We start from the raw sequence: 13,170 nt of genomic DNA, 5'->3' as shown, positions 1-13,170 counted from the left end.
TCGAGTGTCTCCGACATCAGTCGGTCCTTCCTGCCGAACCCTCAAGTTCAGCCGATCGAACCGAGATCAAGATCCGCCGTTATCCCGACACTCCCGACCTGCCCGGGGCGCGAATTCAGTCTGCGATCCAGGAGCCGTGGATGCCGCCGGGGACTCGGCGAGGCAGTTCGACGGCAGCGAGGGGTGGGGCGGTGATGTCGTGGGCATCGGGGACGGGCTCTAGTGCGCGGACCGGTAAGGCTTGGCGAGCATGGTTCTTCCCCGCGGCTGAAATCGATTGAACGAGAGCGGGAATGACTACTGCTCGTCGGGGACGAGGACGACTTTGCCGGTGACGGTGCGGGATTCGGCGAGGGTCAGGGCTTGGGCGGCTTGGGAGAGGGGGAAGCGGGCGGCGATTTGGGGGTGCAGGATGCCCTGGGTGGCGAGGGCGAAGACGGCGGTGAGGTCTTCGGTCAGGCGGGTGCGGAAGGTGGTGCGGCGGCGGAGGCCGGACCAGATGTTGTAGAAGTGGGCGTGGCGGTTGTTGGGGAGGGCATTCCACAGCAGCAGGCGGGCGAAGAGCTGGAGCACCGGTAGGCGGGAGTTGCCGGATTCGTCCTTGGTGGAGGCGCTGCCGTAGGCGACCAGGGTGCCGCCGGGGGCCAGCAGGCGGAAGGAATCGACAATGCCGGGGCCGCCGACGTGATCGAATACCGCATCCACTCCGGCCGGGGCGAGCGCCCGGACCTGTGCGGGAACATCGCCGCGGTAGTCGACCGGCTCGGCGCCCAGCGCTGTCACGGCCTCTGCATTGCGCGCCGAGGCCGTGCCGATCACCCGGACCCCGGCCGCTCGCGCCAGCTGCACCAGCGTCGATCCGACGCCGCCGTTCGCGCCGTGCACCAGAATGGTCTGCCCCGCACGGACTTTCGCGTAGCGGTGCAGCATCTGCCAGGCGGTGATGCCATTGACCACGAAGGTCTCCGCCTCGTCGGCGGCCAGGCCGGCGGGCACCTCGACCAGGTCCGCGGTCTCGAGCACCACATGGCTGGCCCAGCCGCCGACCTTGGTCAGCGCGGCGACCCGGCGGCCCACGAGCGCGGCATCGGCGTCCGAACCGACCTCGAGGACCGTGCCCACCAGGTCGTAGCCCGGCACGAACGGGTACGCGGGCTGGTCGTAGTACTTCCCCCGCCGCATCTGCTGCTCCGCGAACGAGACCCCGCTGGCCTCGACGCGAACGAGCGCCTGCCCGGCCCGCAGCGGCGGCAGCTCACGGCGAGTGGTGAGCAGCTCCTCCGGCTCGACGATCCCTGGAAGCACGATTTCTACTGCGGTGATCGACATTGTTCTTCCTCTTCCTTCGGTGAGTGACTGGTCAGTCACCCGCTGGTCAAATAAAAAGCCCCGGTCAGGGGCTCAGAAAATCAGCCCGGATGCCGAATACCGATATTGAGAATTTCAGCCCACGCACCCTCGCGCCCATCGAGCCCGAGCGTGGTGATCAGATGGCACAGCTGCCCGTAGGCGATGAACCGCTGCACCGCTACATCCGGCGCACCCGAACGCGACTTGGCATAGTCCGTCACCCGGGCCAGCCCGCGCCGCAGCGCCTCGGCAATCTCCGCGATATCGGTCGCGGACTGCGCGTGCACCTGCAGCATGAGCAGGCTCTTGTCCGAGATGAGTTCGGCGTAGGCGCCGCCCATTTCGTAAAGAATGGCTTCCGGATCACCGCCTGCCGCCCGGGCCGCCCCGGTGGCCATCGACTGCTCCACCAATTCGAAGCACCGATCGAGCGCGGCGACGAACAACTCCACCTTGCTCGGAAACAGCTTGAACACATAGGCCGTCGAAATCCCGGCGGCCGTGGCCACGGTATTGATCGGCGTGCCGTGATAGCCGGTCCGCGCGAACTCCACGATGGCCGCATCGAGAACTGCTTCCCGCCGTACATCTGAGGTGGAGAGGGTGACTCCGCGCTTTGCCATGTGAGTGACCGTACACTCACCCTTTCGCGCGGCGCAACCCCTCCGCGCGAGAATCGCCGTAGCCTGGGGATATGACCGGACCGGAGCACACAGAAGAGAAATCCACGCCGCCGGAACCGCAGGGCAGGTTCCTCGGCGTTCCCTACGATTGGCGGCGGCCGACGGTGGAGAAGGTCAAGGCGCGGTGGTGGAATCCCGATGAGCCGAAGTTCCTGACACCCAAGTCCTACGGCTGGGGCTACGACTTCAATCTATATCGGCTGTTCCACCGCAAATAGATACGGCAATGCCTGAGCTGGATACGACAATGCCTGAGCGAAGCGGGTTCGCTCAGGCATTGTCGTCATAGCGCGATGAGTCAGCTGCCGGTGAGGACCAGTCCCGAAGTGGGAACGCCGGTTCCGGCGGTGACGACGATATTGCGCAGGCCATCAACCTGATTCACCGACGTGCCGCGAATCTGCCGCACACCCTCGGCAATGCCGTTCATACCGTGGATGTAGGCCTCGCCGAGCTGCCCGCCGTGCGTATTCAGCGGCAGGCGGCCACCCAGCTCGAGCGCGCCGTCCTTGATGAAGTCCTTGGCCTCACCACGACCGCAGAAACCCAGTTCCTCCAGCTGCATGAGCACGAACGGGGTGAAGTGGTCGTAGAGGATCGCGGCCTGCATATCCTCCGGCCGCAAACCGCTCTGCGCCCAGAGCTGATCGCCGACCAGCCCCATCTCCGGCAGACCCGTCATGGCATCGCGGTAGTAGCTGGTCATGACGTACTGGTCCGCACCGGAACCCTGTGCCGCACCGGCGATTACGGCCGGCTTGTTCGGCAGATCCCGGGCCCGCTCGGCGCTGGTGACCACAATGGCCACGCCGCCGTCGGTCTCCTGGCAGCAGTCCAGCAGGTGCAGCGGTTCGGCGATCCAGCGGGAGGCCTGGTGCTCCTCCAGCGTGATCGGCTTACCGTAGAAGTGCGCGTTCGGATTAACGGCGGCATGCTTGCGATCGGTGACCGCCACGGTGCCGAAATCCGCACTGGTAGCGCCGTATACGTGCATATAGCGCCGCGCGACCATGGCCACCTGAGCCGCGGGGGTGCCGAGGCCGTGGGTGTAGGAGAAGGCATTGTCCACACCGGAGGACGTGGCATTGCCCGCCAGCTGCGTGGAGAACTGACCGAAGCGATGCCCGGACCGCTCGTTGAAAGCCCGGTATGCGACAACAACATCCGCCACACCAGTGGCGACCGCCATGGCGGCCTGCTGCACGGTGGCAGCCGCCGCGCCGCCGCCGAACGGGATATTGCTGAAGAACTTCAGGCTCGGAATACCGGCGGCCCGGGCCACGGCGGCCTGGGTGTTGGTGTCCATGGTGAAGGTCGTCAGCCCGTCCACATCGGCGGGGGTGAGTCCGGCGTCGGCGAGCGCGGCGGTGACCGCCTCGGCGGCCAGGCGCAGCTCACTGCGACCGGAATCCTTGGAGAAGTCGGTGGCGCCGATGCCCACAATGGCGGCGCGGCCACTCAAACCGGTCACGCGCGTGCCTCCTGAAGCGAGAGAACGGCTTTCGCCGTGATGTGGTTGCCGAGGCTGTCGGCGCCGACCACATCGATGGAGATGTCGGGACCCGCGATGGCGGACACCGTGCCGGAGAGGGTGAGGGTGTCACCGGCATACAGCGGCACCCCGAGACGCAGCGAAATCGACTTCACCCGCGCGCCCGGTCCCGCCCAATCGGTGACGAAGCGCTGCACCAGACCGGTGTCGGTGAGGATATTGACGAAGATGGTCTTCGAGCCGCGCTCCACCGCCTTGGCCGGATCGTGGTGCACGTCCTGGAAGTCGCGGGTGGCCAGCGCCGAACTCACCACGAAGGTGGTGTCGGCGTGAATCACCAACTCCGGCAGGACAGTTCCGACCTGCACGTCCAAGGTGTCGGTCATAGCACTGCCTTCCAGTAGGGCACGGTGTTGTCGTCGTCGACGGCCTCGAAGCCGACCTCGACCGGTGTGCCGATGACAACGTCGGCCGGATCGATGCCGCGCAGCTCACCGAGCATGCGCACACCCTCCTCCAGCTCGACCAGCGCCACCACGAACGGCAGCGCCCGGCCGGGCACCTTCGGGGCATGGTGCACAACAAAACTGAAGACCGTGCCGCGCCCGGAGGCCACCACGTAATCGGTCTGCTTCGCCTTGTCCTGCCACAGCGCCGGAACCGGCGGATGCTGCAGCGTGCCGTCGGGCCGCTGCTGGATGCGCAGCTCGCCGAGCTTCGTTCCGTCCCAGAAGAATTCGGTGTCATGCGAGACCACCGGCCGCACCCGCTTGGCGAGTTCGGCGGCCGGATCCGGCTTGGGAGCCGCGCCGGTGCCCGGCACGAACTTCAGCAGGCGGAACAGCATTTCGGTGACGAGTTCGTCGCCGACGTACCAATTCGTGCGGTAGGTGATGAACCAGCCGTCGCCCAGGCCCGTACGCTTCGGCCCCGCAATGGATTCCAGCGCACTGCGCACATTGACGTGCTCGCCTACCTCCAGGTACCGGTGGTAGGTCTGATCGCAGTTGGTGGCCACCACCGAGGTGTACCCGGCGGCGTCCAGCAGCTCATTGGTGACGGTCATCGGGTCGTCGTCGGGGCGAGCCCCGGTGAGCCCCAGCATGGTCCACACCTGCGCCATGGCGGGCGGTGCGACAATGCCGGGATGCCCGGCGGCCAGCGCCGCGGCCTCGTCGACGTAGATGGGGTTGGTGTCCCCGATCCCCTCGACCCAGTTGTTGATCATGGCCTGGTTGACCGGATCGCGGGCCAGGCGCGGGGACGACTCCCCCGCTTCCTTGATCTTCTCGGCGGCCGCGCGGATCTCGTCGGCCGTGAAGCTTTGCGTCACTGTCGAATTCCTTCTTCTAGCGCGGGACGCGGGGTAGCCGCAGACCCATTTGGGCGATGAGCTCGCGCATGACCTCGTTGACGCCGCCGCCGAAGGTGACCACCAGGTTCTGCTTGGTGCGCCGGTCCAGCCAGACCAGCAGTTCGGCGGTGGCCGGATCCGCGGGATCGCCGTAGCGGCCCACGATCTCCTCGGCCAGGCGGCCGGCCTCCTGCAGCGCCTCGGTGGAGTACACCTTGGTGGCCGAGGCATCGGCGATCACATCGGCCGGATCGGCGTCCGGGCGCTCCATATTGGAGGCCACCTGCCAGTTCAGCAGCTCGTTGAGCCGCACCATGGCATGCAGGCGGCCCAGCGAACGCCGCACCTCGGACTCGCCCAGCGCACCCTGCTTCTGCGCCCATTCGCGCGTCCGCTCGTAGAGCTGCTCGATCTTGCCGGACGGGCCCAGGCCGACCCGCTCGTGATTGAGCTGGGTCGTAATGAGCTTCCAGCCACCGTTTTCCACGCCGACGATCATGTTCGCGGGAACGCGCACATTGTCGAAGTAGGTGGCATTGGTGTGGTGCGCGCCGTCGGCGGTGATGATCGGCGTCCAGGAGTAACCCGGATCGGTGGTGTCCATGATCAGGATGGTGATGCCGCGGTGCCGCGACTCCACCGTCCCGGTGCGGACGGCCAGCCAGATGAAGTCGGCCTCGTGCGCGCCGGTGGTGAAGATCTTCTGCCCGTTGACGATCCAGTCGCCATTGGCATCCTTCACCGCACTGGTGCGCAGGGCCGCCAGATCGGTGCCCGCATCCGGCTCGGAGTAGCCGATGGCGAAATGCACGTCGCCGGTGAGGATTCCGGGCAGGAACTTCTGCTTCTGCTCCTCGGAGCCGAACGTCTGCAGCGCCGGGCCGACGGTCAGCAGCGTCACCAGCGGCACGGGCACATCGGCACGCACCGCCTCGTTGTAGAAGATCTGCTGTTCCAGCGGCCCGAAACCCTGCCCGCCGTACTCCTTCGGCCAGCCGACGCCCAGCTTGCCGTCGGCGCCCATCCGCTTCACCACGGTGCGGTAGGCGTCGCCGTGCCGGTTCACCAGCATCTCGGCCTCCTCCGCGGGAGTGACGAGAGTGGAGAAGTACGAACGCAATTCGTCCCGCAGTTGCCGCTGCTCGGCGGTCAGTTCGATGAACATCTGGCTCCCAAACGGTCCAGCCGGAACGATTCGCCGCCCAGCCAGCGCGCGATGTCCTTGGCCTGTGAGTAGTAGCGGTGCAGCGGATGGGTGATATCGACACCCAGGCCGCCGTGCAGGTGATGACACGTCTGCATGGCCGCGGGTAGTTCCGAGGCCACCGTGTAAGCCAGCACGTCCAGATCGTCGTCGGTGCGCTCGCGGTGCTCAGCGCTGTCGGTCTCTTGCGCCAGCGCCCAATTGGCGGAGGCGGCGGCCGCGTGCAGGGTGCGCGAGACCACGTAGACATCGGCGATCTGCTGGGCGACGGCCTGGAATTCGGCCAGTGCCCGGCCGAACTGCTGACGCGTGCGCAGATGCTCTGCGGTCAGGGTGATGACACCCTTCAGCAGACCATCGGCGACCGCGCCGATACCGGCCAGCGCGTACCGGTGCAGTTCGGCGATCCCGCCGGGCAGCAGCTGCTCGGCCGGGATCTGCACCTCGTCGAGACGGAGCGAAAACTCCGGCACGCCATCGGAACTCGGGCTGGCGGTGCGGGTGATGCCCGGAGCATCACTGTCGACCAGCGCGATGCCGGCATTGGTGGGCACCAGAATCCAGCGCGCGGTGTCGGCATACGGCACCGCCACCTTCTGGCCGGTGATACGCACCGTCGCGCCGTCGGGTACGGCCACGGTCTCCGGCTTCACCACGAACGGCGAACCGGTCTCGTGCAGTGCCGCGGTGAGCACGGCGCCATTGGCCACGGCGGGAAACACCTTCTCCGCCACGGCTTCCGGAACACCGATCGCCAGCAGCGGCAGTACGCCGAAGGCGAGCGTACTCAGCGCCGGCAGCTGCACCGCATCGGTGGCGAGCTCGGTCAGCATGGCCGAAACCTCGAGCAGACCCATATCGTCACCACCGAAGCGTTCCGGTAGCGGCACAGCGAGCAGTCCACTGCCGGCGAAGATCGGCCACAGCGCGATATCACGAGCGCTTTCACGCTCTAGCAAACTTACAACAACCTCGGCGACAGCATCCTGGCTCTCGTCCCGTGTGAAGTCCAATTCAATACTCCCGGTAGAGGTGTGGGCTAGCCGTGCGACTCGCGCGGTAGTCCGAGAATTCGTTCACCGGCGACGGTCAACAGAATCTGCTCAGTACCGCCTGCAATGGATAAACAGCGTGTGAGCAGGAATTCTTTCACCACATCGGTTTCCACCGCGCCCGCCGCGCCTGCCACTTCCACGGCAAATTCGGCGACCGCCTGCCGGTGTCTGACACCGACCAGTTTGCGAACGCTACTTTGCGGACCGGGGTCTCCACCGGACAGCAGTTTCTGTGCAGCGCGGGCATCCAGCAACGTCCCAGCGACGGATTCGGAGACAAGTCCTCCGAGTCGGTCCGCCACCAATTCGGCGCCCGGACCCGAGGTCGGCGCGGCGGCGATCAAGGCCTCCAGCTCGTCCCCGATGCCCTTGCCGCCCATGGCGACCCGCTCCGCCGAGAGCGTGGAGCGGGCGATCTTCCACCCGTTCTCCAGCGCACCCACCAGGCAGTCGTCCGGGACGAAGACATCGTCCAGGAAGACCTCGTTGAAGCGCGCCTCACCGGTGATCTCCACCAGCGGCCGGATATCGATACCGGCGCTCTTCATATCGACCAGGAAGTAGCTGATGCCCTTGTGCTTCGGCGCGGCCGGATCGGTCCGCGCCAGGCAGATGCCCCAGGTGGCCTTGTCCGCCAGCGAGGTCCAGACCTTCTGACCGCGCAGCTTCCAGCCGCCCTCGACCCGCTCGGCCACCGTGCGCAGCGACGCCAGATCGGAACCGGCCTCCGGCTCCGAGAAGAGCTGGCACCAGAGCACCTCACCGGTCAGCGTCGGCAGCGCGTAGCGCTCGATCTGCTCGGGCGAACCCCATTGCAGCAGAGTCGGAATCGCCCAGTTGGCAATCGCGAGCTCGGGCAGCGTAATGCCGGCCTTGCGGACCTGGTCATCGAGGAAGGTGCGCTGGATCGGACCGGCGCCCCGCCCGTACGGCGCGGGCCAGTGCGAGGCCAGCAATCCGGACTCGGCCAGCGCATTACGCTGCTCCGCCTCCGGAAGCGCCGCGATCGTGGTGAGATCGGCGGCCAGCACGGCGGCTTCGGCGGCGTCCAAACCGACAGCGTCCCAATTGGGTTCGCCGCCCTCGCCACCGGAGGCGGCTGCCAGATCCAGGCCCACGGTGCGGCGCACACCCGCATGCGTCAGCTCGGTGACCCGGGCCCGCCAGCGTGCCGAACCGCCCAGCAGCTGCCGCAGCGCGGTAGCCCGGCGCAGATACAGATGCGCATCGTGTTCCCAGGTGAAACCGATGCCACCGAGCACCTGAATGCAATCCTTGGCGTTCTCCACCGCGGCATCCAGCGAGATGGCCAGTGCCACTGCGGCGGAGAGCGGAAGTTCGGCCGTCTCGGCATCCACCGCGGCGGCCGCATCGGCGGCCACGGCGCGAATTTGTTCGGCCCGGCACAGCATCCACGCGCAAATATGTTTCACCGCTTGGAATTCGCCGATCTTGCGCCCGAATTGTTCACGCACCTTGGCGTATTCGGTGGCGGTCTCCAAACACCAGCCGGCAATGCCGGCGGCCTCGGCGGCAATCAGCGTCGCCGCGATATCGAGCACCGGCAGCGCCGGTTCGAAGACATGCTCCGGCGCGACAGCAACCTCCGAGCACGACACCCGGGCCAGCGGCAGCGTCTTGTCGATGGCGTCCAGCGGCTCCACCCGCAGGCCCGCCGCATCGGCGTCGACGAGGCACCACAGCAGGCGCTCTCCGGCGCGAACCGGTACCAGAACAGCGGTGCCCGGTGCGGCGCCGAGAACCGAGTCCCACTCACCGGTCAGAATTGCCCCGGATTCGCCGATCGATATCTCGATTTCGCCCTCAAGCGCAATCCCGCACGGCGTATTCTCGTCGAGCATCTCACCGGCAACGAGGCCGGCAAGCGCCGTCGAGAGCACGGGTCCGCCCACGAGATCATGCGCCGCCTGCTCCACCAGAACGGCCAGATCTCCGACGGAACAACCCGCTCCGCCGGCTTCTTCCGGGACCGCGACCCGGAATATTCCGAGATCAGCGAGGCGCGACCAGTATTCGCGCCAGAAATCCGGCCCTCCGGTACGCATTGTTGCAATTGGGCGTACTGCCGCTGCCCATCCGCGCATCGACTCCTGGACGGCTTTATGCTCGTCAGTGGTGGCTATGGTCACACTCCATACCGCCTTTCTGGGGTGACTTCCACTCCTAGAACATGTTCTAATGTTCGAGCCGGGCGTAAGTCAAGCGCCGCCCGAACGCGGTACGAACTCGTAGCCGGTCGACGCCGGTGAGATGAACCGAACGATTCGTGCAGGAAAGGACTCTCAACCGATGGCCAGTCCCTCCCGATCGCAGTCCGACGATGGGGTTGCCGGCGCGCGCACCACCGCGCCCGTCACCACCCTCAGCGAGGAGGACCTGAGTTCGGCAGCGCAGCGCGACCGGCGCAAACGCATCCTCGACGCCACCCTCGCGCTCGCCTCCAAGGGCGGGTACGACGCGGTGCAGATGCGTGCGGTCGCCGAGCGTGCCGACGTCGCCGTCGGCACCCTGTACCGGTATTTCCCGTCCAAGGTGCACCTGCTCGTCTCGGCCCTCGCGCGCGAATTCGAGCAGCTCGAAGGCCGTCGCAAACCGTTGCCCGGCAATGATCCCCGCGAGCGCATGCACCTGATGCTGACCCAGATCACCCGGGCCATGCAGCGCGACCCGCTGCTCACCGAGGCCATGACGCGAGCGTTCATGTTCGCCGACGCCTCCGCGGCCGCCGAGGTCGATCGCGTCGGCAAGGTGATGGACCGCTTCTTCGCCCGCGCCCTCTCCGATGAGGTGCCCGATGAGCGCCAGCTCGCCATCGCCCGCGTCATCAGCGATGTGTGGCTGTCCAATCTGGTGGCCTGGCTCACCCGCCGCGCGTCCGCGACCGATGTGACCGAGCGCCTGGAGCTCACCGTCGATCTGCTCATCGGCGGCGAGAAGTCCTGAGCGCCGAGGCGAACGCAATCTAGGCATTCGCACGAATGACACCGGGGCCGCCCCGTCCGAAAGGACTGGGCGGCCCTTTTTCGTGATTGTGGAACGTCACTGGTCAAGCCCCCGAAACGTGCACTGCGCGAGCGGAAATCGGACATTATGTGAACCGCAGGGAAGTGTCTTGTAAACGCTATGTATCACCGTCAGAACGAGCAGGCAATGAACACCCAGTAGAGTCACGCACGCCCTGAAAAATCTCCTCCGATCACTAGGTTGGATGCGTGAGCGCACAGGATTTGCCACTGGAACTTCGCCGTGCGTTGGCGGCTGTCGCCCGAGTGCCACGGCTGCTGGTCGCTTCGGACTACGACGGGACGATCGCGCCCATCGTCGACGACCCCGCGAAGGCCTATCCCCATAGGGAGTCGGTGAATGCGCTGCGCGCACTCGCCGGACTCACCGGTACCACCGCCGCAGTGATCTCCGGGCGTGCCCTGCGTGATCTCGCGGCACTGTCCCGTTTACCCGTCGAGGTGCAGCTGATCGGCAGCCACGGTTCCGAATTCGACGTCGGCTTCGTGCATGCCATCGACAATGACGCCAAACAGCTACTGCAGGAAGTGCAGTCGACGCTGACCCAGATCGCGCAGGACAATCCCGGCGCGACCGTCGAGATCAAACCGGCCAGCGTTGCCCTGCACGTCCGCAATGCCAGCCCCGAAATCGGCCGTCGCGCAGTGGTTCAGGTGCGTCAGGGTCCGGCCAGCTGGGTCGGCGTGCAGACCACCGAGGGCAAGGAAGTCATCGAGCTCGCGGTCGTCGAAACCGACAAGGGTGCTGCGCTGGACATCGTCCGGCATCAGCAGGGCGCCTCGGCCGCCGTCTTCATCGGCGACGACGTCACCGATGAGAAGGCGTTCACCCGTCTCTCCGGACCCGATGTCGGCATCAAGGTCGGCCCCGGCGAGAGTCTCGCCAAATTCCGGGTGGACAGCACCGAGGACGTGTCCAAGGCGCTGGCCTTCATCCTGGAGGAACGCCGCACCTGGCTGGCGGGCGCCTCGGCACCCCGCATCGAGCGGCTGACGATGCTGGCCAGCCCGCGATCCAAGGCTCTGGTCACCCCCGACGGCACCATCACCTGGCTGTGCCACCCGGAACCGGATTCGGCGGCGGTGTTCGCGCACCTGCTCGGCGGGCCGGGCGCCGGACACTTCGCCATTCATCCGGAGCGCGCCGGACTGCCGCTGTCCCAGCGCTACAAAGACGGCACCATGACCGTCGAAACCCGGTGGGCCAGTTTGCAGGTCGTCGATTATCTGCCGCATGACGTGGTGCCCGAGCGCACCGATCTCACCCGCGTCATCACCGGCGACACCAAGGCCGTCATCACCTTCGCACCGCGACCGGAATTCGGGCAGGTGCCGGTGCGCATCGTGCGCGATCCCGCCGGACTGCGGGTGCAGGGCACCAATGATCCACTCGTGCTGCGCTCCCCGGGCGTGGACTGGGAGATCATCGACGAGGGCAATCACCACACCGCCCGCGCCACCGTGGACCCGCGCCAGGGGCCGGTCGTGCTGGAAATGCGCTGCGGCACCTCCGATCTCGCACCGTGCATGACCTCCGAGATCGACCGGCGCCGGGAAGCCGAACGGTATTGGTCGGATTGGGCTGCCACACTGGAGCTTCCGCCGCTCAAGCCCGATCTCATGAAGCGGTCCGCGCTCACCCTGCGCGGGTTGGTGCACGCGCCTTCCGGTTCCATCCTGGCCGCCGCCACCACCTCGCTGCCGGAAGACATTGGTGGCGTGCGCAACTGGGACTACCGCTACTGCTGGCTGCGCGACGCCTCGCTCACCGCCGCCGCACTGGTCTCGCTGGGCTCCGTCGGCGAGGCCGAGGAGCTGCTGGACTGGGTGCACCGGGTGCTCGAGACGCTGCCCGGACCCGAGCGTTTGCACCCGCTGTACACGCTCTACGGCGAGACGCTGCCGCCCGAGGCCGTCATCGACCAGCTGCCCGGCTATGCCGGGTCACGGCCGGTGCGCGTCGGCAACGCGGCGAACATGCAGGTCCAGCTCGACGTGTTCGGGCCGATCGTGGACCTCATCTCGCAGCTCGCCCACGCGCGTGAGCACAAGGGCATCAGCGACCCGAAAAAGGCGCTGCCGGACGCGGATTGGGATCTGGTGCACGCCATGGTCTCGGCCGTACAGCGGCGCTGGCGCGAACCCGACCACGGCATCTGGGAGATCCGCGGCAACCCGCGGCACCACGTGTACTCGAAGGTCATGGGCTGGCTCACCGCCGACCGGGCGATCACCCTCGCCCGCCAGTTCGGCCGGACCGCCGACCCCGAATGGGAGAAGCTGCGCGACACCATCGCCGATGAGGTGAAGGCCGAGGGCTGGAACGAAGAGGTCCAGTCCTACACCGCCGCCTACGAGGGCACCGACCTCGACGCGGCCACCCTGCACATCGGGCTGAGCGGTCTGATCGACCCCTCCGACCCGCGCTTCGCCGCCACCGTCGTGGCCACCGAGGCGGAACTGCGCAGCGGCTCCACGGTGTACCGCTACCACCACGACGACGGTCTGCCCGGCGGGGAAGGCGGCTTCCACCTCTGCGCCGCCTGGCTCGTGGAGGCCTACCTGCTCATCGGAAAGCGCGAGGACGCCGAGGCGCTCTTCGCCCAACTCGTCGATGTGGCGGGCCCGACCGGCCTGCTCTCCGAGGAGTACGACCCGGTCGCCGAACGCTCCCTCGGCAACCATCCCCAGGCCTACAGCCACCTCGGCCTGCTGCGCTGCGCCCAACTCCTCTCGCAGCCGGTGCTCCCCCGCCTCTCCGGAACTTCAGCGCACGGCTAGGAGCCCCGAAAGTCCCATTCGCGCGCCGGCGGTCGGGTGCGTCCTCAGGTTCTGGACGTACCCGACGAGTTACCCGGCCCTCACGAAATCTGTCGTCACCATCGACCCCGCGAAAGCATTCGCGGGGTCTTTGCTGTTCCAGGGGATTTCCGTCGCACACCCGCGTGTTCAGCGCCACATTTGCTGCTCGTAATGCGGATGGGGCTG

At 66.9% G+C, this 13,170-nt stretch carries 11 protein-coding genes; 3 read left to right on the top strand and 8 right to left on the bottom strand.

The annotated features are described in order from the left end of the window. Positions 1–297 precede the first annotated feature (297 nt). Both ABZX86_RS36115 and ABZX86_RS36110 read right to left on the bottom strand, forming a co-directional pair. Positions 298–1,329 carry a medium chain dehydrogenase/reductase family protein gene (locus tag ABZX86_RS36115; RefSeq protein WP_355130258.1) on the bottom strand — a complete coding sequence of 344 codons (1,032 nt, stop codon included), beginning with the start codon at positions 1,327–1,329 and terminating at the stop codon, positions 298–300. Between the two features lie 80 nt (positions 1,330–1,409). After that, positions 1,410–1,973, bottom strand: a complete 564-nt coding sequence (locus ABZX86_RS36110) for a TetR/AcrR family transcriptional regulator (protein ID WP_355130256.1) — start codon at positions 1,971–1,973, stop codon at positions 1,410–1,412. Positions 1,974–2,044: 71 nt separating this feature from the next. On the opposite strand from ABZX86_RS36110, the gene ABZX86_RS36105 reads away from it, so the two are divergent. Further along, positions 2,045–2,251, top strand: coding sequence for a hypothetical protein (locus tag ABZX86_RS36105; RefSeq protein ID WP_327143385.1), 207 nt, complete (start codon positions 2,045–2,047; stop codon positions 2,249–2,251). An 80-nt stretch (positions 2,252–2,331) separates the two neighbouring features. Here the strand turns inward: ABZX86_RS36105 and ABZX86_RS36100 are convergent, their stop codons facing one another. From ABZX86_RS36100 to ABZX86_RS36075, 6 genes are read right to left on the bottom strand one after another with little or no spacing between them, the layout of a single operon-like run. Beyond that, positions 2,332–3,504 carry a lipid-transfer protein gene (locus tag ABZX86_RS36100; protein WP_355130254.1) on the bottom strand — a complete coding sequence of 391 codons (1,173 nt, stop codon included), beginning with the start codon at positions 3,502–3,504 and terminating at the stop codon, positions 2,332–2,334. Further along, positions 3,501–3,911 (bottom strand): MaoC family dehydratase, encoded by a 411-nt coding sequence (locus ABZX86_RS36095; protein WP_355130252.1) that lies wholly within the window; start codon positions 3,909–3,911, stop codon positions 3,501–3,503. Before ABZX86_RS36095 ends, ABZX86_RS36100 begins: the two co-directional genes overlap by 4 nt. Beyond that, positions 3,908–4,858, bottom strand: coding sequence for an OB-fold domain-containing protein (locus tag ABZX86_RS36090; protein WP_355130250.1), 951 nt, complete (start codon positions 4,856–4,858; stop codon positions 3,908–3,910). Before ABZX86_RS36090 ends, ABZX86_RS36095 begins: the two co-directional genes overlap by 4 nt. Positions 4,859–4,874: 16 nt before the next feature. Then, on the bottom strand, positions 4,875–6,044 hold the full coding sequence (locus tag ABZX86_RS36085) for an acyl-CoA dehydrogenase family protein (protein ID WP_355130248.1): 1,170 nt from the start codon (positions 6,042–6,044) through the stop codon (positions 4,875–4,877). After that, entirely contained in the window at positions 6,029–7,096 is a 1,068-nt protein-coding gene (locus ABZX86_RS36080; RefSeq protein ID WP_355130246.1) for an acyl-CoA dehydrogenase family protein, read from the bottom strand. Before ABZX86_RS36080 ends, ABZX86_RS36085 begins: the two co-directional genes overlap by 16 nt. 26 nt (positions 7,097–7,122) lie before the next feature. Next, positions 7,123–9,288: an acyl-CoA dehydrogenase gene (locus ABZX86_RS36075; RefSeq protein ID WP_355130244.1), complete on the bottom strand. Its 2,166-nt coding sequence runs from the start codon at positions 9,286–9,288 to the stop codon at positions 7,123–7,125. A 160-nt stretch (positions 9,289–9,448) separates the two neighbouring features. On the opposite strand from ABZX86_RS36075, the gene kstR reads away from it, so the two are divergent. After that, complete coding sequence (gene kstR, locus ABZX86_RS36070; protein ID WP_297607791.1) at positions 9,449–10,102, top strand: cholesterol catabolism transcriptional regulator KstR; 654 nt, start codon at positions 9,449–9,451, stop codon at positions 10,100–10,102. A gap of 269 nt (positions 10,103–10,371) precedes the next feature. Then, positions 10,372–12,963 (top strand): trehalose-phosphatase, encoded by a 2,592-nt coding sequence (otsB, locus tag ABZX86_RS36065; RefSeq protein ID WP_355130242.1) that lies wholly within the window; start codon positions 10,372–10,374, stop codon positions 12,961–12,963. The last annotated feature ends 207 nt before the right edge of the window (positions 12,964–13,170 follow it).

This window comes from Nocardia sp. NPDC006630 (genome assembly GCF_040611495.1).
GTDB lineage: Bacteria > Actinomycetota > Actinomycetes > Mycobacteriales > Mycobacteriaceae > Nocardia.
The sequence above is the reverse complement of the archived record's forward strand: the minus strand, read 5'-3'. Positions and strand labels throughout refer to the sequence as shown.